Here is a 24779-nt window from a genome sequence, read left to right as displayed (position 1 = left end):
TCGATCCGCCACCGCCCCTGTAGCAGCGGCGCAAGCCGCGTCAGGGGCCGTCGCGCAGTATCGGGCGTGCGCCGACAATGGTAGATTGACGCCGTTCATCAGTTCCCTCGCCTACAGGTCGACTCCTTCTTCATGGCATCCAGGTCGTTCCGTCAATCGATGCGCCGCTTGTGGGCGCTGGACAAATTCAGCTACAGCGTACGGGTGTTCATCGCGCTGTCCGGCAGCATGGCGCTGTGCTGGTACGAAAACGAGATGCGCCTGCTGGTGCCACTGTTCCTGGGCATCATCGCCTGCGCCCTGGCTGAAACCGACGACAACTGGCAAGGCCGCATCCGCGCCCTGGCAGCCACCCTGTCGTGCTTCACCGTCGCCGCTTTCGCCGTTGAACTGTTGTTCCCCTACCCCTACATCTTCGTCACGGCCCTGGCCGTGGCCAGCTTCGCCCTGACCATGCTCGGCGCGCTCGGCGAGCGCTACGGTGCCATCGCCTACGCCACCCTGATCCTCTCGGTCTACACCATGATCGGCGTCGACCAGCGTGGCGGCGAAGTCAGCAACCTGTGGCGCGAGCCGGTGCTGCTGGTGGCCGGCGCCGCCTGGTATGGCCTGCTGTCGGTGCTGTGGCAGGTGCTGTTTTCCAACCAGCCGGTGCAACAGGCCCTGGCGCGGCTGTTCAGCGAGCTGGGGCAGTACCTCAAGCTCAAGTCGAGCCTGTTCGAACCGATCCGCCAGCTGGACGTGGAAGCCCGCCGCCTGGAGCTCGCCAAGCAGAACGGTCGGGTCGTGGCCGCGCTCAACGCGGCCAAGGAAATCATCCTGCACCGAGTCGGCAACGGCCGTCCCGGCTCCAAGGTCAGCCGCTACCTGAAGCTGTACTTCCTGGCCCAGGACATCCACGAGCGCGCCAGTTCCTCGCACTACCCCTACAACGCATTGGCCGACGCCTTCTTCCACAGTGATGTGCTGTTTCGCTGTCAGCGCCTGCTGCGCCAGCAGGGCGTGGCCTGCCAGCGGCTGGGCGAGTCGATCCAGTTGCGCCAGCCGTTCATCTACGACGACAGCTTCGCCGAGGCCTTGAGCGACCTGCACGCTTCGCTCGAACACCTGCGGATCCAGAGCAACCCGGCCTGGCGCGGCCTGTTGCGGTCGCTGCGCGCGCTGGCGGCCAACCTCGGCACCCTCGACCGCCTGCTCAGCGACGCCGGCAATCCCGACCGCCTGGCCGATGCCCGCGACAGCAGCCTGCTGGACCGCTCGCCGCACACTCTGAAAGACTTCTGGGGCCGCATCCGGCAGAACCTCACGCCCACCTCGCTGCTTTTCCGCCATGCCCTGCGCCTGCCCCTGGCACTGGTGATCTGCTACGCCATGGTCCACCTGATCCACCCCAGCCAGGGCTACTGGATCATGCTGACGACCTTGTTCGTGTGCCAGCCCAGCTACGGCGCCACCCGGCGCAAGCTGGGCCAGCGGATCATCGGCACCGCCATCGGCCTGACCGTGGGCTGGGCGCTGTTCGACCTGTTCCCCAGCCCCATCGTGCAGTCGCTGTTCGCCATCGGCGCCGGCCTGGTGTTCTTCGTCAACCGCACCACGCGCTACACCCTGGCAACCGCCGCCATCACCTTGATGGTGCTGTTCTGCTTCAACCAGACGGGCGACGGCTACGGGCTGTTCCTGCCACGGCTGTTCGACACCCTGCTCGGCAGCCTGATCGCCGGCCTGGCGGTGTTCCTGTTCCTGCCCGACTGGCAGGGTCGCAAGCTGAACAAAGTGCTGGCCAACACCTTGACCTGCAACAGCATCTACCTGCGCCAGATCATGCAGCAATACGCCAACGGCAAGAGCGACGACCTCGCCTATCGCCTGGCACGGCGCAACGCCCACAATGCCGACGCTGCGCTTTCCACCACCTTGGCCAACATGCTCATGGAGCCCGGCCACTTCCGCAAGGAAGCCGACGTCGGCTTCCGCTTCCTGGTGCTGTCGCACACCCTGCTCAGCTACCTGTCCGGGCTGGGTGCCCACCGTGGCACCGAGTTGCCGGCCGAAGCGCGCGAACAATTGATCGGGGGGGCCGGCGAAAGCCTGGCGCGCAGCATCGACGAAATTGCCACGGGCCTCGCCACGCGTGTGCCGGTGCAGGTGCAGAGCGACAGCGAGGAAGCGCTGGCCGACGAACTGGAACAGATGCCCGAGGAGATCGACGAAGGCCAGCGTCTGATGCAGACCCAACTGGCGCTGATCTGTCGGCAGCTGGGGCCACTGCGCACCCTGGCCGCGCACTTGATCAAAGGCCCGACCGCAGCTGCCGCCAGCTAGCGGCGCAACCGAAACCTTGAACGAGGTAACCATGGCCATCGAATGGATGTGCATGCACCACAGCGAGCTGGATGTGCACCAGCTGTACGAAATCCTGCGCCTGCGCAGCGAAGTCTTCGTGGTCGAGCAGCAATGCCCCTATCAGGATGTCGATGGGCAGGACCTGTACGCCGACACCTGTCACCTGCTGGCTTGGAGCGAGGGCCGCCTGGTGGCCTACCTGCGCCTGCTCGACCCTTCCACACAGAGCGGTGACGTGGTGATCGGCCGAGTGATCACTGCCCCATCTGCGCGCGGTACCGGCCTGGGCCACGCGCTGCTGGCCAACGCTCTGGAGCACGCCGCGCGGCGCTGGCCGCAAATGCCGATAAAGCTATCGGCCCAGGCTCATCTGCAAGGCTATTACGGCCGCTACGGCTTCATTGCCCACGGCCAGGAATACCTGGAGGACAACATTGCGCACATCGCCATGTACCGGCGCGTCGAGGCTCAGGGGTAACCGAGTACCTGACGGATCTGCCCCAGGTTCTGGCCGATCCATTCACGGTCGATCGCCCCCCACTGCCTGATCACGTAGCGACCGATGTGGTTGCGCTCGCCATCCTGCTGCTCGAATTCGCAGGCGATGTCCAGGTCGGCCAGCGCCGCAATGGTGTCCTGGGCCGTGCGCCGGGGCATCCCGGTAGCCTCGATGAGGGCCGGCACAGTGGCCGCCTGGCCACTGTCGATCAGCCAGGCCACGTAGAGCCGGCGATAGAAACTGCTGCGGGTCTTGCTGACTTGCATGGGAATATCCTTCACGGCGGCGGGGGCAGATCACGGTAGGTCAGGTAGACACGCAGGTCGAATTCCAACTGTTGATAACCGGGCAGCATGTGTTCGCACAGCTGGTAGAACGCCTTGTTGTGGTCGCTCTCGCGGAAATGCGCCAGCTCATGCACCACGATCATCTGCAGAAACTGCGGCGCCGCGTCCTTGAACAGCGAAGCGATGCGGATTTCCTTCTTGGCCTTGAGCTTGCCGCCCTGAACCCGCGAAACCGCGGTGTGCAGGCCCAGTGCGCGATGCGTCAGGTCCAGGCGGTTGTCGAACAGCACCTTGTCGATGGCCGGCGCGTTGCGCAGGTACTCCTGCTTCAGGGCCATGGCATAGTTGTACAGCGCCTTGTCGCTCTGCACGGCGTGGCGATCCGGATAGCGCTGGCTCAGGTAGTCCGCCAGCTGTCCGCGCGCGATCAGTTGCCGGACCTGCTCCTGCAGTGCGGGTGGGTAGGCTTGCAGGTACTTCAGCGCGGTCATGGTGCCTGTTTCGACTTGAGAAAGGTGTCCAGTGTAACGCCTGCGCGGCGCTGGCGTCACACCGCTGCCGGCTGCACGCCCGCGCTGACCAGCGGAAAGTCGCTGGCGGCCTGCGCCGTCAATGGCCGGGCGATCACGAAGCCCTGGATCCACTCGCAACCGGCGGCGCGCAGCCACTGACATTGCTCGGCGGTTTCCACCCCCTCGGCGATCACCGTGATGTCGAACGCGTTGCAGGCCTGGATAACACTGCGCGCGAACACGCCATCGGGCTTGGAGTCGGGCAGTCGAGCGATCAGGTGACGGTCCAGCTTGAGCGTGTCGATGGGCAAGTCGCGCAGCAGTTTCAGCGAGCACGGGCCGGTACCGAAATCATCCAGGGCGATACGCACACCGAGGTTGCGCAGCTGCTGCAACTGCGCTGTTGCCTGGGGCAGGTTGTGCATCAGCGAGCACTCCACTACCTCCACCTCGAGCTGACGCGGGCGCAACCCATGCAAGGCAATCGCGCGTTGCAGTTCGGCCACCAGGTTGGGCATGGCGAACTGGGCATTGCTCAGGCTGATGCTGAGCACCAGTTCGGCGGGAAAACGGCTGGACCAGGCGCGGCGCTGGGCGGCGCCTTCGGTGTAGATCCAGCTCGCCAGGCGACTGATCAGTCGCGCCTGTTCGAGCAAGGGAATGAACAGCCCCGGCTGTACGTCGCCGACGCTGGGATGACACCAGCGCAACAGCGTCTCGAAACCGCGCAGACGCCCATCGAGCAGGGACACCTGGGGCTGGTAGACCAAACTGAAATCACGGTTCTCGATGGCTTCACCGACACTGGTTTCCAGCAGCAGACGCGAGCGCGCGCGACCGTTCAAATCCTGATCGTAATAGCGGTATTGCTGGCGACCGGCCTGCTTGGCGGCATACATGGCGATATCGGCAGCGCGCAGCAGGCTGTCCAGATTGGTGCCACATTCGGGGTAGGTGGCAATGCCGATGCTGACGCCCAGGCTGATGTCCACGCCATCCACGGTCTGCTCGATGGCGATGCGTTCCATGAGCTTTTCGGCCACCTTGGCGGCCTGCTCGGGGTAGTCGAGGTTGTCCAGCAGCGCAGTGAATTCGTCGCCACCCATGCGCGCCACCACGTCGAAGGGCCGCAGCACCGCTTTGAGCTGTTCGGCCACCCAGCGCAGGGCCCTGTCCCCAGCGTCGTGACCATGGCTGTCGTTGATACGCTTGAAGCCGTCCAGATCCAGATACAGCAGCGCCTGAGCCTTTTCCGCACGCTCGTTGCGCACCAGCGCGCTCTCCACGGCCTGATAGAAACCGCGGCGGTTGAGCAGCCCGGTCAGCGGGTCGGTCACCGCCTGGTATTCCAACTGCTGGTGCAGGCTGCGCACCACCGACATGTCGAGGATCGTCACCACCATGGCGCGCTGCTCGCCGGGCAACGGCGCGCACGACAGAGCCACCGGCAACTGCTGGCCGTTGGCCGTGCGCAGCAGCGCATCATGCACCCGGTAGGTATTGCGCGTGCTGTAGGCGCGGTAGAAGTCGGACTCGGACCATTCGGGAATCTGCGGCTTGTGCAGGTAATCCGCCAGCACGCCGCGCTGCAGTTGCTCGACCGTGGCGCCCAGCAGGCGCGAGATGGCCGGATTGGCGAAGGTGATCAGACCGTGCTCGTTGACCACCAGAATGCCCTCACCGGCATTTTCCAGCACCGAGGCATTGAAGGCGCGGGCCGCTTCCAGGTCACGGCTCAAACGCTGCAGGTCACGCCGGTTGCGCTGCTGTTCGAGCAACGCCTGGACCTTGGGCCGCAGGATCTGCGGGTCGAACGGTTTGAACAGATAGTCCACCGCCCCTGTGGCGTAGCCCTTGAGCACGGAAGCCTGCGACTGCTCGTTGGCAGTCAGGAAGATGATCGGGGTCAGGCGCGTGCGCTGGCTGCCGCGCATCAGACGAGCCACTTCGAAACCGTCCATACCCGGCATCTGCACGTCGAGCAGCACCAGATCGACCTCATGCTCTAGCAGTTTGCCCAGCGCTTCGACACCGGAAGCTGCGGTCACCACCTGCCAGTCCTGGCGCTCGAGCAGGGCTCTCATGCTCAGCAGGTTTTCCGGATAATCGTCGACCACCAACAACGTGGAACCACCGTCAACGGACGGATCAGGGGCGCATTCCATGCTAATACTCGTTCAGACGTGCTGAATCCGGATTCGCCCGGAAACTTCTTGCGTTACTTTAGACGGGCTCGGCACAAAGCTGTAGGACAATTTCCCACGGTTTGCGTCACGAATGAGCACTCGCCGATGGACGGCGCGCCCTGCTCAAAAGGCAGTACCCTGCCCAGAACACCGCGCCAGAACGAAAAAACCCGCCAACAGGCGGGTTTTTCGACAGCGGTAAGGCTTAGTTGACCTTGGCGTTCAACTCGCCGCTGGCATAGCGCTGGAACATGCCTTCCAGGGAGATCGGCTTGATCTTCGAGGCGTTGCCGGCGGTGCCGAATGCTTCGTAGCGGGCGATGCAGACGTCACGCATGGCTTTCACGGTTTCGGCGAAATATTTGCGCGGGTCGAACTCGGCCGGGTTCTGCGCCATGAAACGGCGGATCGCACCGGTGGAGGCCAGGCGCAGGTCAGTGTCGATGTTGACCTTGCGCACGCCGTACTTGATACCTTCGACGATTTCCTCGACCGGCACGCCGTAGGTTTCCTTGATGGCGCCGCCGTACTCGTTGATGATCGCCAGCCATTCCTGCGGCACCGACGAGGAGCCGTGCATCACCAGGTGAGTGTTGGGAATGCGCGCATGGATCGCCTTGATGCGGTCGATCGCCAGGATGTCGCCGGTAGGCGGCTTGGTGAACTTGTAGGCGCCGTGGCTGGTGCCGATGGCGATGGCCAGGGCGTCGACCTGGGTCTTGGCGACGAAATCGGCCGCCTCTTCCGGGTCGGTGAGCATCTGGCTGTGATCCAGGATGCCTTCGGCGCCCACGCCGTCTTCTTCACCGGCCTGACCGGTTTCCAGCGAACCCAGGCAGCCCAGCTCGCCCTCTACCGACACACCGCAGGCGTGGGCGAAGGAAACGGTCTGCGAAGTCACGCGCACGTTGTAGTCGTAGTCGGTAGGGGTCTTGCCGTCGACGCCCAGCGAGCCGTCCATCATCACCGAGCTGAAGCCCAGCTGGATCGAACGCTGGCAGATGTCGGGGCTGGTGCCGTGGTCCTGGTGCATGCACACCGGGATGTGCGGGAATTCTTCGATCGCCGCCAGGATCAAGTGGCGCAGGAACGGCGCACCGGCGTATTTGCGGGCGCCGGCCGAAGCCTGGACGATGACCGGGGAATCGGTCTTGTCGGCCGCTTCCATGATGGCGCGCATCTGCTCGAGGTTGTTGACGTTGAAAGCTGGTACGCCGTAGCCGAATTCGGCGGCGTGATCCAGCATCTGACGCATGCTGATAAGTGCCATTGTCTTGTGTCTCCCGGTTCAGGGTCGTTGATCGTTGCAGCTCGCCGCATCGGCGGCCGCTCTTGAAGTAATGCCTATCATCGGTCTGGCGCAGTGGGCCCAGCCGTCACGGAGCCTTGCAGCCCCGGCCAATCAAATCGTCGGTGGCGACCCAGTACACCAGGCCTTCGTCACCTTTCTTGTGGAACGCCAGCACACCATCGCTGAACAGCTCGCCCTCGGCGCCGGCCTGGGGCGTCAAGGCGTACTGCTTGTCGCTGCCGGCGAGGCGCACCTGCATCGCGCTCTTGTCGGCGACACTGTACCGCCATTGCACCTCGACCTGGCTGTCGCACTGCCAGCGTGTCCAGTCGGGGGACACCGGCATCGGCTTATCCAGGTAGGCGCAGCCAGAAAGCAGCGCCATTGCCATTATTGCCAAACCGCCTTTCATTCATATACCTCTGGGCACTGGCTCACGCGCCGCAATCCTGTGCCGTGTTCCGGGCACCGGCCGGCGCACCAGTGGCGTTGGTCTGCACCCGTTGATCGTCCTGAGTCGTGGGCGTCACCACAGACACCGGGCTGAACACTTCACAGGCGCTGCCGGCGCCTGAACTCATGCAACCGCTGGACAGCGCCGCTGCCAGCAGGGTGGCCAAACCGAATGTCGCGGAACCGATCTTCATGGTGAACTCCTTGTGCCGCAGGCACAGATAATCTTGGTGCCAAAGGCAGTGATAATCGTGAAACTCACCACAGAAGACCCCTGGCAAGCGCCATTGGTTGCCCTCACGGACAACCCGGTGCCTGCGCCTGCTGTTCCGGCTCGTAGCGCTCCAGAGCCTCAGGCCCCATGCGCTTGCCGACCACTGGGATGCTTTCGGCCTGCCACTGCGACTGCGAACAGCCGCCACGGATCGCCGCCGGACCGTCGTCGACCGATGTTGCCGGCGCACCGGAACAGCCGGCCAGCAGGCCGATCAGCAACGCCAGGGTGGGTGCCTTGAGCATCCGTTTCTCCTCGAGCCTCAAAGGACGTCAGGCCTTGGCCCGCTGTTCCAGCATTTCCACGGCCGGCAGCACCTTGCCCTCGACGAACTCGAGGAACGCACCGCCGCCAGTCGAGATGTAGGAGATGTCGCCAGCGACGCCGTACTTGTCGATGGCCGCCAGGGTATCGCCGCCACCGGCAATGGAAAAGGCCGGGCTCTGCGCGATCGCCTTGGCCAATACCTGGGTGCCGTTGCTGAACTGATCGAACTCGAACACCCCTACCGGGCCGTTCCACAGAATGGTCTTGGACGACTTGAGCAGCTCGGCAAAGTGCTCGGCGGTCTGTGGACCGATGTCGAGGATCATGTCGTCATCGGCTACGTCGGCAATGAGCTTGACCGTGGCTTCGGCGCTTTCGGCGAACTCCTTGGCCACCACCACATCGACCGGCAGCGGCACGCTGACTTTGGCCGCGATGGCGCGCGCCGTGTCGAGCAGGTCAGGCTCGTACAGCGACTTGCCAACCTTGTGCCCGGCTGCGGCCAGGAAGGTGTTGGCAATGCCACCGCCCACGATCAGCTGGTCGCAGATGCCGCTGAGGCTATTGAGCACGTCCAGCTTGGTCGAGACCTTGGAGCCGGCAACGATGGCGGCCATCGGCTTGGCCGGGGCGCCCAGTGCCTTGCCCAGCGCTTCAAGCTCTGCGGACAGCAGCGGGCCGGCTGCGGCCACCTTGGCGAACTTGGCCACGCCGTGGGTAGAGCCTTCGGCGCGGTGCGCAGTGCCGAATGCGTCCATCACGAACACGTCGCACAGCGCCGCGTAGCGTTGAGCCAGCTCGTCGGCGTTCTTTTTCTCGCCCTTGTTGAAGCGCACGTTCTCGAACAGCACCACATCACCCGCCTCGACCTGGACGCCGTCCAGGTAGTCGGCGACCAGCGGCACGTCGCGGCCCAAGGCCTTGCTCAGGTACTCGGCCACCGGCTTGAGGCTGTTCTCGGCAGAGAATTCGCCTTCGGTGGGCCGGCCCAGGTGCGAGCAGACCATTACCGCCGCGCCCTTCCCCAGGGCCAGCTTGATGGTGGGCAACGAGGCGAGGATGCGCGCGTCGCTGGTTACCTTGCCATCCTTGACGGGTACGTTGAGGTCTTCGCGAATCAGTACGCGCTTACCTTGCAGGTCGAGGTCGGTCATCTTCAACACGGTCATTGCGTTCAGTCCTTTCAAGCTCGTTTGGAATTGTTCATGACGCGCAGGTAATGCCCCGCAACGTCGAGCATTCGATTGGCAAAACCCCATTCGTTGTCGAACCAGGCCAGCAGGTTCACCAGGCGCGGGCCGGAAACGCGGGTCTGGCTGGCATCGACGATGGCCGAATGAGGGTCGTGGTTGAAATCACAACTGGCGTGCGGCAACTCGGTGTAGGCCAGCAGCCCCTGCAACGGGCCACTGCACGCTGCTTCGTAGAGAATCCGGTTGACCTCCACGGCACAGGTGTCGCGCGCCATCTGCAGGGTAATGTCCAGGCATGACACGTTGACAGTCGGCACGCGCACTGCTTTGGCCTGGATTCGACCGGCAAGTTCCGGCAGCAGCCGTTCGATGCCACGGGCCAGGCCGGTGGAAACCGGAATGACCGACTGGAATGCCGAGCGCGTACGGCGAAGGTCTTCGTGGTGGTAGGCGTCGATCACCGGCTGGTCGTTCATGGCCGAGTGAATGGTGGTGATGGACACGTATTCCAGGCCGATGGCCTGATCCAGCAGGCGCAACAGTGGCACGCCGCAATTGGTGGTGCAGGACGCGTTGGAAACCAGCCGTTCGCGTCCGCTGAGGCAGTCCTGATTGATACCGAAGACGATGGTGGCATCGACGTCGGCTTCGCTGGCCATGGGCTGGGAAAACAGCACGGCCGGTGCGCCGGCGGCCAGGAAACGCTGGCCGTCGCCGCGGGTGTTGTAGGCCCCGGAGCATTCGAGCACCAGGTCGATGTCGAGCGCGGCCCAGTCGATCGCTTCGGGCGTGGCACTGCGGGTGACGCGTATGCGTTGACCGTTGATCAACAGGTGGTCGGCATCCACCGTGACTTCACCGGGAAAGCGGCCGTGGGTCGAATCGAAGCGCGTGAGGTACTCGATGCTGGCCATGTCGGCCAGGTCGTTGATCGCCACCACCTCGAACTCGGCCTGCGCACCGCGCTCGCACAACGCACGCAGCACGCAGCGACCGATGCGGCCGTAACCGTTGAGAGCGACTCTGTAGGGGCGTGGAGAAGACATGAGCAAGTACGCCTGGAATTATTATGAGCATCCGAGGACCACCCGTAGGAGCGGTCCGTGGCCGCGAAAGCCTCGCCGCGGTACACCTGACACACCGCAGCACGCCCTTCGCGGCCGATGACCGCTCCTACAGGAGGTCCGCAATCCCCGTAGGAGCGGTCCGTGGCCGCGAAAGCCTCGCCGCGGTACACCTGACACACCGCAGCACGCCCTTCGCGGCCGATGACCGCTCCTACGCGGGTGTGGATCAGTCTTCGAGCAATTCTTCGGCGGTGGCCAGGATATTCTCCAGGGTGAAACCGAACTCTTCGAACAAGGCCGGCGCCGGTGCCGACTCGCCAAAGCTGGTCATGCCGATCACGCGGCCTTCCAGGCCCACGTACTTGTACCAGTAGTCGGCATGCGCCGCCTCGATGGCGATGCGCGCGCTGACCTGCAGCGGCAACACCGACTGCTTGTAACCCGCGTCCTGCGCGTCGAACACGCTGGTGCACGGCATCGACACGACGCGCACGTTGCGGCCCTGCTCGGTGAGTTTGTCGAATGCCTTCACCGCCAGACCAACCTCGGAACCGGTGGCAATCAGGATCAACTCAGGCTCGCCAGCACAATCCTTGAGCACATAGCCGCCACGGGTGATATCGGCCAGTTGGGCCTGGTCGCGGGTCTGGTGATCGAGGTTTTGACGCGAGAAGATCAGCGCCGATGGACCGTCGTCGCGCTCGAGGGCGAATTTCCATGCTACCGCCGACTCGACCGCATCGGCAGGACGCCAGGTGTCGAGGTTCGGGGTGCAGCGCAGGCTGGCCAGCTGTTCGATCGGCTGGTGGGTCGGGCCATCTTCGCCCAGACCGATGGAGTCGTGGGTGAATACGTAGATCACGCGCTTCTTCATCAGCGCCGACATGCGTACCGCGTTGCGTGCGTATTCCATGAAGATCAGGAAGGTCGCGCCGTACGGCACGAAGCCGCCATGCAGGGCGATGCCGTTCATGATCGCGCTCATGCCGAATTCGCGTACGCCATAATAGATGTAGTTGCCGGCGGCGTCATCTGCTTCGACACCCTTGCAGCCTTTCCACAGGGTCAGGTTGGAACCGGCCAGGTCGGCCGAGCCACCGAGAATTTCCGGCAGCAATGGGCCAAAGGCGTTCAAGGCGTTCTGGCTGGCCTTGCGGCTGGCGATGGTCTCGCCCTTGGCGGCCACTTCGGCGATGTAGGCGCTGGCCTTTTCGGAGAAATCGGCTGGCAGCTCACCGCTCATGCGCCGCACGAATTCATTGGCCAGTTCGGGGTAGGCGGCGGAATAGGCAGCGAAGCGCTGGTTCCACTCGGCTTCCACGGCAACGCCGGCTTCCTTGGCGTCCCATTCCTTGTAGATGTCGGCCGGGATTTCGAACGGGCCGTGGTTCCACTTCAGCGCGGCGCGGGTCAAAGCGATCTCTTCGGCACCCAGTGGCGCGCCGTGGCAGTCTTCCTTGCCCTGCTTGTTCGGCGAGCCAAAGCCGATGGTGGTCTTGCAGCAGATCAGGGTGGGCTGCTCGCTCTTGCGTGCGGTCTCGATGGCGGTCTTGATTTCGTCCGCATCGTGGCCGTCGACGTTGCGAATCACTTGCCAGCCGTAGGCTTCGAAGCGTTTCGGCGTGTCGTCGGTGAACCAGCCCTCGACTTCGCCGTCGATGGAGATGCCGTTGTCATCGTAGAAAGCGATCAGCTTGCCCAGGCCCAGGGTGCCGGCCAGCGCGCTCACTTCGTGGGAGATGCCTTCCATCATGCAGCCGTCGCCGAGGAACACATAGGTGTTGTGATCGACGATCTTGTGGCTGTCGCGGTTGAACTGCGCCGCCAGCACTTTTTCTGCAATGGCGAAACCGACGGCGTTGGCCAGGCCCTGACCCAGTGGGCCGGTGGTGGTTTCCACGCCTGGGGTGTAGCCGTACTCGGGGTGGCCCGGGGTGCGGCTGTGCAGCTGGCGGAAATTCTTCAGGTCCTCGATGCCCAGGTCGTAGCCGGTGAGGTGCAGCAGCGAATAGACCAGCATCGAGCCGTGGCCGTTGGACATGACGAAACGGTCGCGGTTGGCGAACGCCGGGTTGGCCGGGTTGTGCTTGAGGAAGTCACGCCACAGCACTTCGGCGATATCCGCCATGCCCATGGGGGCACCTGGGTGGCCGCTGTTGGCTTTTTGCACGGCATCCATGCTCAGTGCACGAATGGCATTGGCGCGCTCACGACGGCTGGGCATCGCATGTCTCCTGGGGTCTGTGTAGGCAGGGATACAACAAAGAACGACATTTTCCCCCACCGGCAGGGGGTTGGGCAATCGGACATTTGCCCCAGCGGGCAAATGCACGGCCGCACCAGCTGCGAACCAATATCAAAACTTTTTGATATTGGTCTTGCGAGGCTGCGCATCGCTCACTAGACTGCCGAACCTATGAACCTGCGCGCCCCTGCTTTCGACCATCAGGCAAGTGACGATCTGGCGGCCCTGTGCAAGGCCGGCGGCGATCCACTGCGCCTCAACGTGCTGCGCGCGCTGGCCAGCGATTCGTTCGGCGTGCTGGAGCTGGCGCAGATCTTCGCAGTGGGCCAGTCGGGCATGAGCCATCACCTCAAGGTGCTCGCCCAGGCCGACCTGGTGGCTACCCGCCGCGAGGGCAACGCGATTTTCTACCGCCGCGCCCTGCCCAACGCTCGCGCGCTGGGCGGGCGCCTGCACAGCGCCTTGCTCGAAGAGGTCGACGCGTTGAGCCTGCCGGCCGAGGCCCAGGTGCGCATGGCCGTGGTGCAGCGCCAGCGCGCGGCGGCCAGCGAAGATTTCTTCTCGCGCATGGAAGAAAAATTCCGCGCCCAGCAGGACCTCATCGCCGGCTTGCCGCAGTACCGCGAAAGCCTGCTGGCCCTGCTCGACAAACTCAGCTTCGCCAGCCAGGCCAGCGCCTTGGAAGTGGGCCCTGGCGACGGCGGCTTCTTGCCCGAGCTGGCGCGGCGCTTTGCTCAGGTCACGGCGCAGGACAACAGCCCGGCCATGCTCGAACTGGCGCGTCAGGTCTGCCTGCGCGAGCGGTTGGGCAACGTGCGCCTGGAGCTGGTCGATGCCTTGGCACCCACCAGCCTGCGCGCCGACTGCGTGGTGCTGAACATGGTCCTGCACCACTTCAGCGACCCGCAGCAGGCCCTCGGTCATCTGGCCCAGCGCGTGCAACCGGGTGGCAGTCTTTTGGTCACAGAATTGTGCAGCCACAACCAGAGTTGGGCCAAGGAGGCCTGCGGTGATCTCTGGTTGGGTTTCGAACAGGAAGATCTGGCCCGTTGGGCCACCGCTGCGGGGCTTGTACCCGGAGAGAGCCTCTACGTGGGCTTACGTAATGGTTTCCAGATTCAGGTCCGACATTTCTCGCGGCCGGCTGGCGACACTCACCATCGGTCAATTTAGGAAACCGTCGAGATGAGCGAATACTCCCTTTTCACCTCCGAGTCCGTCTCTGAAGGACACCCGGACAAGATCGCCGACCAGATTTCCGACGCGGTGCTGGACGCCATCATCACCCAGGACAAGTTCGCCCGCGTGGCTTGCGAAACCCTGGTCAAGACCGGCGTGGCGATCATCGCCGGCGAAGTCAGCACGTCGGCCTGGGTCGACTTGGAAGACATCGTGCGCAAGGTCATCGTCGACATCGGCTACAACAGCTCCGATGTCGGCTTCGACGGCGCCACCTGTGCGGTCATGAACATCATCGGCAAGCAGTCGGTGGACATCGCCCAGGGCGTGGACCGCAGCAGGCCGGAAGATCAGGGCGCAGGCGACCAGGGCCTGATGTTCGGCTATGCCAGCAACGAAACCGACGTGTTAATGCCCGCGCCGATCTGCTTCTCGCATCGCCTGGTCGAGCGCCAGGCCGAAGCGCGCAAGTCCGGCCTGCTGCCGTGGCTGCGCCCCGATGCCAAGTCGCAGGTCACCTGCCAGTACGAAGGCGGCAAGGTCGTGGGCATCGATGCAGTGGTGCTGTCGACCCAGCACAACCCGGACGTGTCCTACAAGGACCTGCGCGAAGGCGTGATGGAGTTGATCGTCAAGCACGTGTTGCCGGCCGAACTGCTGCACAAGGACACCCAGTTTCACATCAACCCGACCGGCAACTTCATCATCGGTGGCCCGGTGGGTGACTGTGGCCTGACCGGACGCAAGATCATCGTCGACAGCTACGGCGGCATGGCCCGCCACGGTGGCGGTGCGTTCTCCGGCAAGGATCCGTCCAAGGTCGACCGCTCTGCGGCCTACGCCGGTCGCTACGTGGCCAAGAATATCGTCGCCGCCGGCCTGGCCGAGCGCTGCGAGATCCAGGTGTCCTACGCCATCGGCGTGGCCCAGCCCACGTCGATCTCGATCAACACCTTCGGCACCGGCAAGATCAGCGACGACCAGATCGTCAAGCTGGTGCGTGCGCACTTCGACCTGCGTCCGTATGCCATCACCACCATGCTCGACCTGCTGCACCCGATGTACCAGGCCACCGCGGCCTACGGCCACTTCGGCCGGGCGCCGGTGGAAATGACCGTAGGCGACGACACCTTCACCGCGTTCACCTGGGAGCGCACCGACCGTGCCGCGGCCCTGCGCGACGCCGCCGGCCTCAAGTAAGCCAGGCGCCTGACAGCAGTACACGAAAAGCCCCGGCCGGGTGACTGGCCGGGGCTTTTTTGTGTCGTCGCAAACGGCGCAGGCCTGCTTCGAGGCGAGACGGCTTTGACCTGGCCGGCAAAAGGTCCTTCAATGGAAGGATCATGTCGTGGGCCACTGCAGCAACTCGATACGTGGTGCCACGAATAGGACGCGTCCTACAGAAATTTACTTCAATTCATCGTCAACTATTCAGAATCATATTCACGGAGTCACCATGAACAAGCTTTCCTCCCTGTGCGCTTTGCTGGTCACCGGTGTGCTCGTCGCCCCGGCGATGGCTGCCCCTCCTGCCCCCGCCGTGGCGGCAGTGGCCACCGGTTGCACCGCCAAGCAGCAGAACGTGCAGGCACAGATCGCCGTTGCCAAGGCCAACGGCAACCAGAATCAGGTCGATGGCCTGAACACCGCACTGCGCGAGATCCAGACCAACTGCACCGACAATTCGCTGCGCAAGGAACGGGAAGGCAAAGTGCTCGATGCCAAGCGCGAAGTCAGCAAGCGTCAAAGCGACCTAGACAAAGCCATGAAGAAAGGCGATTCGGAGAAGATCAACAAGCGCAAGGACAAACTCGCCGAGTCGCGCAAGGAATTGCAAGAAGCAATGGATGAGCTGGACAAGTAACGAGCATTGCGCGGCGAGTCATCTCGATGATCCGCCGCCTGTACGCAAAGTGCCGCTATATCGAGACGAAGAAGTAACTGACGATGATCGCGAACCCGGTGAACCATACCAACGACCGCAAGGCAGCCCAGTCGGCCAGGTAACAGATGATGTACAGCAGGCGTGTAGTGATGAACACCACTGCCAGCACGTCGAGCGTCACCTGTTGCGCATTGCCGACGATATCGGAAATGACCACTGCGGCGATGAAGCCGGGAAGAATTTCGAAACTGTTCAACTGCGCGGCGTGGGCCCGCTTGGGCAAGCCCTCCAGCGCGTCGAGGTAGGCACGCGGATCATGGTTGTGGCGCAAGCCGAAGTTGCCGCCAGTGAACTTGGCGATATAGGCGCATGCGTAGGGCAATACCAAAGCGATCAAGACACACCAGAAGGCGACGGTCATACAGAGTTCCTTGTTCGAGTCTTCCATACCGATGTGCCCATGCACGCTCGATACACACTAAGAGGACACACGCCGCGAAAGGTTCGCCCGCGCAGAGTTCCATTGCAATTATCAATTTGGCCGCCTTTGCGGCACTCCCTATAATACGCGCCGCTGTATTGCTGCATCCTTTTGCGCTCCTATTCCAATAAATCGTGTTCTCTGCAGTTCATGCGGAGGCTGGCGCATGCCTTTGTCGGGCAACTCACCCTCCTACTCGAGAACATCCGCATGCCACTTGCATTGTTTGCATTGGCCGTCGCCGCATTCGGCATCGGCACCACCGAATTCGTCATCATGGGCCTGCTCACCGATGTGGCGCAGGACCTGTTCGTCAGCATCCCGGATGCGGGCTTGCTGATCACCGGCTACGCCCTGGGCGTGGTCTTCGGCGCGCCGGTGCTGGCGGTGCTCACCGCCAACCTGCCGCGCAAGGCTACCTTGCTGGGCATGACCTTGATGTTCATCCTTGGCAACGTGCTGTGCGCGCTGGCGCCCAATTACGCCACGCTGATGGGCGCCCGAATCATCACGGCCCTGTGCCATGGAGCGTTCTTCGGAATCGGCTCGGTAGTGGCCGCAGGCCTGGTGGCGCCGAACAAGCGCGCCCAGGCCATCGCCCTGATGTTCACCGGACTGACCCTGGCCAACGTGCTGGGGGTACCGCTGGGCACGGCGTTGGGCCAGTTCGCCGGCTGGCGCTCCACGTTCTGGGCCGTCTCGGTGATCGGCATCATTGCCCTGCTGGCGCAGATCGTCTGGCTGCCCAAGGCCATTCCCATGGAACGCGGCAACCTGGCCCGCGAGTTCCGCGTGCTGCGCAAGCCCAACGTGTTGCTGCCCCTGGCCATGAGCGCGATGGCCTCCTGCAGCCTGTTCAGTGTGTTCACCTACATTGCACCGATCCTGCAGGACGTTACCGGCGTCAGCGCCCACGGCATCACCGTGATGCTGCTGCTGTTCGGCGTCGGCCTGACCATCGGCAGCATGCTCGGTGGCCGTCTGGCCGACTCGCGCCTGCTGCCCTCGCTGGTGGGCATGGCCATTGCGGTGGTGTTGATCCTGGCCCTGTTCACCCAGACCAGCGGCTCATTGATCCCGGCCGCGCTGACATTGCTGGCGTGGGGCGTGTTCGCCTTCGCGCTGTGCCCGATCCTTCAATTGCTGATCATCGACCAGGCACACGAGGCGCCGAACCTGGGCTCGACCCTCAACCAGAGCGCCTTCAACCTGGGCAACGCCGCCGGCGCCTGGGTCGGCGGCCTGGTTGTCGCCAGTGGTGCACCACTGGTGGATTTGCCATGGACCGGCGCCATAACCGGCATCGGCACCCTGATGCTCGCCGTGGTGTTCATCTATTGGCAGCGCAGGCCGACGGCGGCACTCAACGCGGCGGGATGAACGGGTGTGCCGTTCGGGCGCACGGCAACATCCAACAACACTGCAGCGTTTGATAGACCTCATCTATCGATAAATCTTCATCATTTGACAAAAGGAGCCCGGATGCTCGAGCTAGTTGCCACATTCATCTGCCTCACCACACTGCTGACCTATGTGAATTTCCGCTTCATCGGCCTGCCCCCTACCATCGGTGTGATGGTGACCGCTCTGCTGTTCTCGCTGATCCTGCAAGGCTTGAGTTTCATCGGCTACCCGGGCCTGGAAGAACGCGTCGAAGCATTGATGAACCAGATCGACTTCGGCGATCTGCTGATGAACTGGATGCTGTCCTTCCTGCTGTTCGCCGGCGCCCTGCACGTGAACCTCGCCGACCTGCGCAACTACCGCTGGCCGATCGGTCTGCTGGCCACTTTCGGCGTGCTGATCGCCACCTTCGTCATCGGCGCCCTGGCCTTCTGGATCTTCGGCCTGTTCGGCTGGCACGTCAGCTTCCTGTACTGCTTGCTGTTCGGCGCCCTGATTTCACCTACCGACCCGATCGCGGTGCTGGGCGTGCTGCGCACGGCCAACGCCTCCAAGCCGTTGAAAACCACCATTGTCGGCGAATCGCTGTTCAACGATGGCACGGCGGTGGTGGTGTTCACCGTGCTGCTGGGTATCGCTCAACTGGGCGAAACACCGACGGCGGGCGCAACGGCCATGCTGTTCCTGCATGAAGCCGTGGGGGGCGCACTGTTCGGCGGCCTGATCGGCTACATCGTCTACCGCATGATCAAGAGCATCGAGCAGTACCAGGTCGAGGTCATGCTGACCCTGGCGCTGGTGATCGGTGGCTCGGCCATGGCCTACGAGCTGCATGTGTCGGCGCCGATCGCAATGGTGGTGGCCGGGCTGATCATCGGCAATCTGGGGCGCAACCTGGCAATGAACGACATGACCCGGCGCTATATGGACGGCTTCTGGGAGTTGCTCGACGACATCCTCAATGCGCTGCTGTTCGCCTTGATCGGCCTGGAGCTGTTGCTGCTGCCGTTCTCCTGGCTGCACCTGTTCGCAGCCTCCCTGCTGGCCGTGGCGATCCTGCTCTCGCGGTTGCTCACGGTGGCCCCGGCGATTCTGCTGCTGCGACGCTTTCGCAGCGTCCCGCGTGGCACCATTCGCGTGCTTACCTGGGGTGGCCTGCGCGGCGGCGTCTCGGTCGCCCTGGCCCTGGCCCTGCCGATCGGACCGGAACGCGACCTGCTGTTGAGCATCACCTACATCGTCGTGCTGTCCTCGATCCTGTTGCAGGGCCTGAGCATCGGCAAACTGGTCAAGGCCGTGACCCGCGAGCCGGATACGCAGGCCGTGCGCGAGCATTGATCGGCACCGTTCGCATACGAAAAACCCCGCTCTCGCGGGGTTTTTCATTTACACCATCACAACCGGGTCGCCATCAGAAGATGTTGATCGGGTACTCGACGAAAGCGCGTACTTCGTTGCCGTCGTCGTTATAGCCCGAAGCACGGACGTTGTCCGAGGTGCGCAACCACGAGCCGCGCAGACGCAGGGTCAGGTCCTTGGCCGGGCCGTTCTGCACCACGTACTGGACCTGGTTGAAGATCTCGCGTTCCTGGCCATCGCCCGTCGGGGTGCGGATGTTGTCGCCACGCACGTAGGCCACCTTGTAGGTCAGGCCGGGCACGCCGAACGTGCGGAAGTCGATGCCGTAGCCCAACTGCCAGGAGACTTCGTCTTCGGCGTTGAAGTCCGACCAGTACGAGTTGGCCAGGAAAATGGTCGAGCCACCGTCGCCCACGCCACCGGCGTTCTGATAGAAACCGTAGTTGTAGCCGGTATCGCCCGTGCTGCGCTGGTGTGCCAGGGTCAGCGAGTGCGGACCGAAGGCCCAGGTCGCGGCCAGGCTCCAGATCTTGTTGTCCTGGCCAGTGCCCAGCGTGCTGGCGTAGTCCTTGTCCAGGTGCGAGCGGTAGCCGTTGAAATCAAACGTCAGCGACTGTTCGCTCGGCAGGGCCAGCACGTAGTTGAGGTTGACGTACTGCTTCTTCAGCCGGTCTTCGACATCCGAGGCATACAAGGCGCCGGTCAGGCTGTCGCTGAACTGATAGCTGCCGCCGTACACGTCGATCTTCTTCAGGCCACCGCTGTCGCGGGCTTCGGCGCTCTTGCGCGCTTCCTGGGTGAAGCGGCCGGCGTTGAGCACCAGGCCATTGATTTCCTTGGAGGTGATCAGGGTGCCGGTGAAGCTTTCCGGCAACAGGCGCGAATCGTCGAAATTGAGCACCGGCAGTGCCGGCATCTGGTCGCCGTACTTGATCACGGTATTGGAGATGCGCACTTTCACCGCTGCGCCGGCGCGGGCCAGATCGTGGGGCGCACTGCTCGGATCGTCCGAAGTACCGCCACGCTTGAAAAAGTCGATACCGCCGGCACCGGCGCGACCGGTGCCGCCGTCCAGGCGCAGCGCATACAGGCCGAATGCATCGACGCCGACGCCGACCGTGCCCTGGGTGAAACCGGAATTGAACTTGGCGATCACACCCTGGCCCCACTCGGCCTTGTCCTGCCCGCCATGCTTGTAGTCACGACTGATGTAGGCATTGCGCAGCAGTACGTCGAGGTGGCTGTCTTCGACGAAGCCCTTGCTATCGGCCTGTTCGCTGGCCATGGCCTGGGTCGCCGCCATCACGCCCAGCGCGAGGACAGCCAGTTTCTTGTTCAACATCTTGTTTTCCCTAATCACCAGTGAGGACGCGACACGGCCACCCGCTCGTTTCCCGCCGTCCGCATTGCCAGCGCAACGCTCTGCAACAGGCATTCGGAGGGGCGGGGCAGGGTCTATGCGGGCCAGTGCGCGGGGTCGGATCCTAGCGATGGGAGGATGCGAAAGTCAAAATTTCGTGAAACTTTATCGCTATAAGCAGGTCGCTTTGCGGCATAACGCCCACAAAAAAGCCCGACATCAGGTCGGGCTTCAAAGGCTGGTCAGCCCGCCTCAGCCGCGCACGGGCGCCGGCTGCTGCTGGGTCAGGCAATGGATGTTGCCGCCACCGAGCAGCAATTCACGGCCCGGCACCATCACCACTTCGTGCTCCGGAAACAGCTGCTGCAACAGGGCCTGCGCCTGGCTGTCGAGGGGGTCGTCAAAGCTGGGCGCGATGATGCCGCCGTTGACGATCAGGAAGTTAACGTAGGATCCGGCCAGGCGCACGGACGGGTGACGCTCCTGGCTGCCGGCAACCAGATCGACGCCATCGCACTCCTGCTGGGTGGCATACAGGGGCCCCGGGATCGGCATCTTGTGCACCACCAGCGCCCGGCCCTTGGCATCGACACTGCTTTCCAGCACCTGCAGGGCAGCCTGGCAACGGGCATAGTTCGGGTCACTGGCGTCGTCGGTCCAGGCCAGCAGCACTTCACCGGGACGCACGTAGCAGCAGAAGTTGTCGACGTGTCCGTCGGTCTCGTCGTTGAACAGGCCGTCGGGCAGCCAGATGATCGTGTCCACTGCCAGATGATCGGACAGGATTCGCTCGATCTGCTCGCGGTTCAGGTGCGGGTTGCGATTGCGGTTGAGCAGGCATTCCTCGGTGGTGATCAGCGTGCCTTCGCCGTCCACGTGAATCGAGCCGCCTTCGAGCACGAAACCTTGCGTGTGGTAACCCTGGCAGCGCTCCATGCCCAGCACCTTGCTTGCCACCTGCTCGTCGCGGTTCCAGGGCGCATAGAGGCCACCGTCAAAGCCGCCCCACGCATTGAACGCCCAGTCCACACCGCGCACCTGGCCGCTTTCGTCGATCACGAAGGTCGGCCCGGTATCACGCATCCAGGCATCGTCGCTGCTCATTTCGACCACGCGAATGTTCGGCACGTCCAGGCGCGCGCGCGCGTTGTCGTACTGCCCTGCAGACACCCCGACCGTGACCGGCTCGAAACGCGCGATGGCCTTGGCCAGGGCGACATGCGCCGCCTGCACCGGCTTGCCGCCCAGGCGCCAGTTGTCCGGGCGCTCGGGCCACAGCATCCAGGTCTGGGTATGGGGCGCCCATTCGGCCGGCATGTGGAAACCGTCGGCGCGAGGGGTACTGTCGAGCGTGGTCATGGGTCAGGGCTCCGGTGGTCCATGAAAAAGGTATGGGCGCACTCTACAGGTTGTCGAGCGGATCGTGAAACGCGCCCGGGCCTGTCTTTCAGCCCTGGATTTCGTCAAGCACCTGCGCCACGCAATCGACGAAGAAATCCACGCTCTGTCGGGTGGTCACCATCGGCGGCTTGATCTTGAGGATGTTCAGGTGGTCACCGGTAGGCTGCATGAAGATGCCCAGCTCGCGCAGCCGCTCGCACAGCAGCGCCGTCTCCTGCGTCGCCGGCGCCAGGCTATGGCGATCGCGCACCAGCTCCAGGCCCAGATAGAACCCGGACCCGTGCACGGCGCCCACCAGCGGATGCTGGTCGAGCAACCCTTGCAAGCGTGCCTTGAAATGCCCGCCAACCACCTTCGCGTTCTCCCACAGCCCCTCTTCGGCCATCACATCGAGCACCGCCAGGCCAATGCGGCAACTGACCGGGCTGCCACCGGACGATGAGAAGAAATACCCCTCGGCTTCCAGTGCCTCGGCTACCTCGCGGCGGGTAATCACCGCGCCCAGCGGGTGACCATTGCCCATGCCCTTGGCCATGGTGATGATGTCCGGCACCACGCCTTGCTGTTCGAACCCCCAGAAATACTCGCCCAGGCGCCCATAGCCAACTTGCACTTCGTCGGCGATGCACAGCCCGCCCCGCGCGCGAACGCGGTCATAGACCTGCTGCAGATAGCCCTCGGGCAAGGCTATGCCGCCGGCGTTGCCGTACACCGGCTCGCAGATGAAACCGGCCAGCTGGCGGCCCTGCTCATCCAGCTGACGCAAGGTGTCGTCGACACTGCGGACGTAGCCTGCGGTGCAGTCGGGACCACGGAAAGTGCCACGGTAGCTGTTGGCCGCCATGACCGGATGGACCCAGTCCGGTCGCGTGCTCAACGCCTGCGGGTTGTCGGCGATGGAGGTGGAAATGGCATCGGTGGCCACCGACCAGCCATGGTAGGCCTCGAGCATGCTGAGCATGTCGCGCCCGCCGCTGGCTGCCCAGGCCAGGCGGATCGCCAGATCGTTGGCCTCGGTGCCGCTGTTGACCAGAAACACCCGATCGAAACCTGGCGGCGCGAGCGCCAGCAGGCGCTCGGAAAACTCGGCGATTGCTGCATAGTGAAAGCGTGAGTTGGTATTGAGCAGTGACCATTGCCGCGCCGCCACCTGGGCCATGCGCGGGTGTCCATGGCCGAGCACCGCGACGTTGTTGAGCATGTCCAGGTACGACTGGCCGTGCATGTCGATCAGATGGTTGCGCCAGCCGCGCTCGATCTGCGGCGGCGCCTGGTAATAATGCTTCTGCGAGCGAGCGAAACTGGCGTCGCGCCGCTGCAGCAGCAGACCTGCGTCGGGCGGTAGCGGCGCGTCGCAATCCATGCCGAGCACCCTTGCCGGCGACGGGCACAGGGACTGCCAGGCCGCCGCCCGCGCCGGCGTGCAGAACAGTGGCGGGCTCACATCAGGGCTGCGGCACAACTGCACCAGCAGCGAACCGTCGACCTTGCCCAACGGTGCGCCCGCAGCCAGCACGGTCCCCGCCGGGCTTGGGCAGTCGAGCCCCCACAGGTGCAGGCTCACGGAAGGACCTTCGAGCACCACGCTGGCATCTGCCAACCGCTTCAGCGTGCCAGCCCAGGGCGCCTGCAGCTTGGTGCCCGGCGGCGCCTGAACCTGCACGTGCAGCGCGCAGGTCGCCGACGCCGCGCAGGTATCGATGCGGGTACGCGAGAGGCGATACTCACCATACCCCGTACAGGCCCAGCCGCTGCCCGCTGCGGCATCGCTCAGCAGCCGTTCGTCGATATTCGCTTGCTCCCAATTGCCGTCCGCGAAATGCTCGCTGAGTACGCTCAAGTCCACTCGACAAACTGTCGAATGCGTCACGTGGGCAAACAAAGGCAATATGCCATCTCCGCCTGATTCAGGTATGCTCTGGCCCACACTGCTGAAAATTGCCGCTTCCATCAATTCGAATGGTTCTGCGGTAGCTATGTCGAAGATTTCCCACTCATGTTCGACATTCGCCCGGATGTAGTCGTTGTCCGGTGCCACGCTCAACTGCCGGGCGCTGCTCGACACCAGCACCGCGGCCCGCAGCACCACCAATGGCCACAACGCACGCAACTCCGCTGCATCGAGCGGATTGACCCGATGATAGGCTGCCACTGCCGGCAACACCGCGAACGGATCGCCATGGCCATGATGCAGCAGCGCAGCGCAGGTCGCCGCCAGGTCCGCCACCCGCCAGGTGTGCACCAGATCACCGAAGTCGATCAGGCCCGTGAGCTGCCAGCGCAGGTCGGCATCGCGCTGCCAGACACTGTTGTCATCGGTGATGTCCAGATGCACCGCCTGCAGCGGCAGATCGGCACTGACCGCACCCAGTCGACGCTGCGCCTGGAACGCCATTTCGACCACACGGCCGCGCTGCCCGGGGTCGTCGAGCGCCGGCAACAGATGATCAAGCAACTTATGCGCATGTCGCGGGTCCCATTGCAGCGTGCGCGCAAGGCCAGGGTGTTGAAAGTCGAGCAAGGCGCGGTCTACCTCGCCGCACAACTGACCAATGCGCGCGATGGCAACCGGCCCCAGATGCTTGAGGCGTGTCAACGGCTGACCGTCCAGATAGCTCAAAACGCGCATCTGCAGGCGCTGCTGGCCCAGGTGTACGCCGAGGGTGTCGCGACCGTCGAGGGCAGCCAGTGCCTGTGGTACTGCAAGGCCGTGGCCAGCCAGATGGCGCATCGCGGCATGCTGGGCCGCGAGTGCCTGGGGGGCGTCATCGTGACAGAACTTCAGCACCCAGCGATGCTGGGCGCTTTCCACGCGAAAGTTGAGGTCTTGCTGGCTGCCCAGGCTGTGCAGTTGACCTTGCAGGCCGTAATGCTCGAACAACAATGCCTGCGCCTGTTCGATACTCACCACGGGGTTGGGACGACTGGCGCGATGCACGAGCGTGTCGAGCGGCATGAATGAAACCTCGATGGGCTGATTTGCAAGTACTGTAGCGGTTCGCCGCGCAGGATTTCCACCGTCGGCAACGCTACCGCTCGCGACACGATCGCGCAGCCAGGCTGCCGTTGAACCACGTCGCGCCAGGCCTG

General features: G+C 63.7%; 21 protein-coding genes. 7 read left to right on the top strand and 14 right to left on the bottom strand.

The features are described from left to right. Nucleotides 1–132 precede the first annotated feature (132 nt). On the top strand, nt 133–2325 hold the full coding sequence (gene yccS, locus IFT80_RS16310) for a YccS family putative transporter (RefSeq protein WP_185794750.1): 2193 nt from the start codon (nt 133–135) through the stop codon (nt 2323–2325). 31 nt (nt 2326–2356) lie between these two features. Next, nucleotides 2357–2824: a GNAT family N-acetyltransferase gene (locus IFT80_RS16305; protein ID WP_192055005.1), complete on the top strand. Its 468-nt coding sequence runs from the start codon at nt 2357–2359 to the stop codon at nt 2822–2824. On the opposite strand, the gene IFT80_RS16300 is transcribed toward IFT80_RS16305, so the two are convergent. The 10 genes from IFT80_RS16300 to tkt all read right to left on the bottom strand — a co-directional run bounded on the left by IFT80_RS16300 (nt 2815) and on the right by tkt (nt 12599). Then, the gene (locus tag IFT80_RS16300) at nt 2815–3111 is read right to left on the bottom strand and encodes a winged helix-turn-helix domain-containing protein (protein WP_049861413.1); all 297 of its coding nucleotides are present in this window, start codon (nt 3109–3111) and stop codon (nt 2815–2817) included. The genes IFT80_RS16305 and IFT80_RS16300 overlap by 10 nt on opposite strands. An 11-nt stretch (nt 3112–3122) precedes the next feature. Beyond that, nucleotides 3123–3623 (bottom strand): M48 metallopeptidase family protein, encoded by a 501-nt coding sequence (locus IFT80_RS16295; RefSeq protein ID WP_185794749.1) that lies wholly within the window; start codon nt 3621–3623, stop codon nt 3123–3125. Between the two features lie 56 nt (nt 3624–3679). Next, nucleotides 3680–5809, bottom strand: coding sequence for a putative bifunctional diguanylate cyclase/phosphodiesterase (locus IFT80_RS16290; protein ID WP_192137878.1), 2130 nt, complete (start codon nt 5807–5809; stop codon nt 3680–3682). A 226-nt stretch (nt 5810–6035) separates the two neighbouring features. After that, nucleotides 6036–7100, bottom strand: coding sequence for a class II fructose-bisphosphate aldolase (fba, locus tag IFT80_RS16285; protein WP_043192347.1), 1065 nt, complete (start codon nt 7098–7100; stop codon nt 6036–6038). A 106-nt stretch (nt 7101–7206) separates the two neighbouring features. Then, on the bottom strand, nt 7207–7533 hold the full coding sequence (locus tag IFT80_RS16280; RefSeq protein WP_122479813.1) for an MliC family protein: 327 nt from the start codon (nt 7531–7533) through the stop codon (nt 7207–7209). A 22-nt stretch (nt 7534–7555) separates the two neighbouring features. Further along, nucleotides 7556–7768, bottom strand: coding sequence for a hypothetical protein (locus IFT80_RS16275; RefSeq protein WP_122479814.1), 213 nt, complete (start codon nt 7766–7768; stop codon nt 7556–7558). A gap of 103 nt (nt 7769–7871) precedes the next feature. Continuing rightward, nucleotides 7872–8093, bottom strand: coding sequence for a hypothetical protein (locus IFT80_RS16270; RefSeq protein ID WP_122479815.1), 222 nt, complete (start codon nt 8091–8093; stop codon nt 7872–7874). Nucleotides 8094–8120: 27 nt separating this feature from the next. After that, nucleotides 8121–9284, bottom strand: coding sequence for a phosphoglycerate kinase (locus IFT80_RS16265; protein WP_192055008.1), 1164 nt, complete (start codon nt 9282–9284; stop codon nt 8121–8123). 14 nt (nt 9285–9298) lie between these two features. Then, complete coding sequence (gene epd, locus IFT80_RS16260) at nt 9299–10354, bottom strand: erythrose-4-phosphate dehydrogenase (RefSeq protein ID WP_122479817.1); 1056 nt, start codon at nt 10352–10354, stop codon at nt 9299–9301. 247 nt (nt 10355–10601) lie between these two features. Beyond that, a complete protein-coding gene (gene tkt / locus IFT80_RS16255; RefSeq protein ID WP_192137877.1) occupies nt 10602–12599 on the bottom strand; it encodes a transketolase in 1998 nt (665 codons plus the stop codon). A gap of 192 nt (nt 12600–12791) precedes the next feature. On the opposite strand from tkt, the gene IFT80_RS16250 reads away from it, so the two are divergent. From IFT80_RS16250 to IFT80_RS16240, 3 genes are all read left to right on the top strand, one after another. After that, the gene (locus IFT80_RS16250; RefSeq protein ID WP_185794744.1) at nt 12792–13793 is read left to right on the top strand and encodes a metalloregulator ArsR/SmtB family transcription factor; all 1002 of its coding nucleotides are present in this window, start codon (nt 12792–12794) and stop codon (nt 13791–13793) included. 12 nt (nt 13794–13805) lie between these two features. Then, complete coding sequence (gene metK, locus IFT80_RS16245) at nt 13806–14999, top strand: methionine adenosyltransferase (protein ID WP_122479820.1); 1194 nt, start codon at nt 13806–13808, stop codon at nt 14997–14999. Nucleotides 15000–15255: 256 nt separating this feature from the next. After that, nucleotides 15256–15663 carry a DUF1090 domain-containing protein gene (locus IFT80_RS16240; RefSeq protein WP_122479821.1) on the top strand — a complete coding sequence of 136 codons (408 nt, stop codon included), beginning with the start codon at nt 15256–15258 and terminating at the stop codon, nt 15661–15663. A gap of 55 nt (nt 15664–15718) precedes the next feature. Here IFT80_RS16240 and IFT80_RS16235 read toward each other — a convergent pair whose 3' ends face one another. Beyond that, the gene (locus tag IFT80_RS16235; RefSeq protein WP_192137876.1) at nt 15719–16105 is read right to left on the bottom strand and encodes an MAPEG family protein; all 387 of its coding nucleotides are present in this window, start codon (nt 16103–16105) and stop codon (nt 15719–15721) included. Between the two features lie 270 nt (nt 16106–16375). On the opposite strand from IFT80_RS16235, the gene IFT80_RS16230 reads away from it, so the two are divergent. Both IFT80_RS16230 and IFT80_RS16225 read left to right on the top strand, forming a co-directional pair. Then, nucleotides 16376–17545, top strand: coding sequence for an MFS transporter (locus IFT80_RS16230; protein WP_192137875.1), 1170 nt, complete (start codon nt 16376–16378; stop codon nt 17543–17545). A 102-nt stretch (nt 17546–17647) separates the two neighbouring features. Next, nucleotides 17648–18907 carry a cation:proton antiporter gene (locus tag IFT80_RS16225; protein WP_122479824.1) on the top strand — a complete coding sequence of 420 codons (1260 nt, stop codon included), beginning with the start codon at nt 17648–17650 and terminating at the stop codon, nt 18905–18907. A gap of 73 nt (nt 18908–18980) precedes the next feature. On the opposite strand, the gene IFT80_RS16220 is transcribed toward IFT80_RS16225, so the two are convergent. From IFT80_RS16220 to IFT80_RS16210, 3 genes are all read right to left on the bottom strand, one after another. Further along, nucleotides 18981–20270 carry an OprD family porin gene (locus IFT80_RS16220; RefSeq protein ID WP_192137874.1) on the bottom strand — a complete coding sequence of 430 codons (1290 nt, stop codon included), beginning with the start codon at nt 20268–20270 and terminating at the stop codon, nt 18981–18983. Nucleotides 20271–20540: 270 nt separating this feature from the next. Beyond that, complete coding sequence (gene aguA, locus IFT80_RS16215; protein WP_192137873.1) at nt 20541–21647, bottom strand: agmatine deiminase; 1107 nt, start codon at nt 21645–21647, stop codon at nt 20541–20543. Between the two features lie 88 nt (nt 21648–21735). Beyond that, a complete protein-coding gene (locus tag IFT80_RS16210; protein WP_192137872.1) occupies nt 21736–24645 on the bottom strand; it encodes an aminotransferase in 2910 nt (969 codons plus the stop codon). Nucleotides 24646–24779 lie beyond the last annotated feature (134 nt).

It is taken from the genome of Pseudomonas sp. CFBP 8771, from assembly GCF_014841695.1.
In the GTDB taxonomy this organism is placed as follows: domain Bacteria; phylum Pseudomonadota; class Gammaproteobacteria; order Pseudomonadales; family Pseudomonadaceae; genus Aquipseudomonas; species Aquipseudomonas baltica.
Note: the sequence above shows the minus strand (reverse complement) of the source record. Positions and strands in the feature narration are given on the sequence as shown.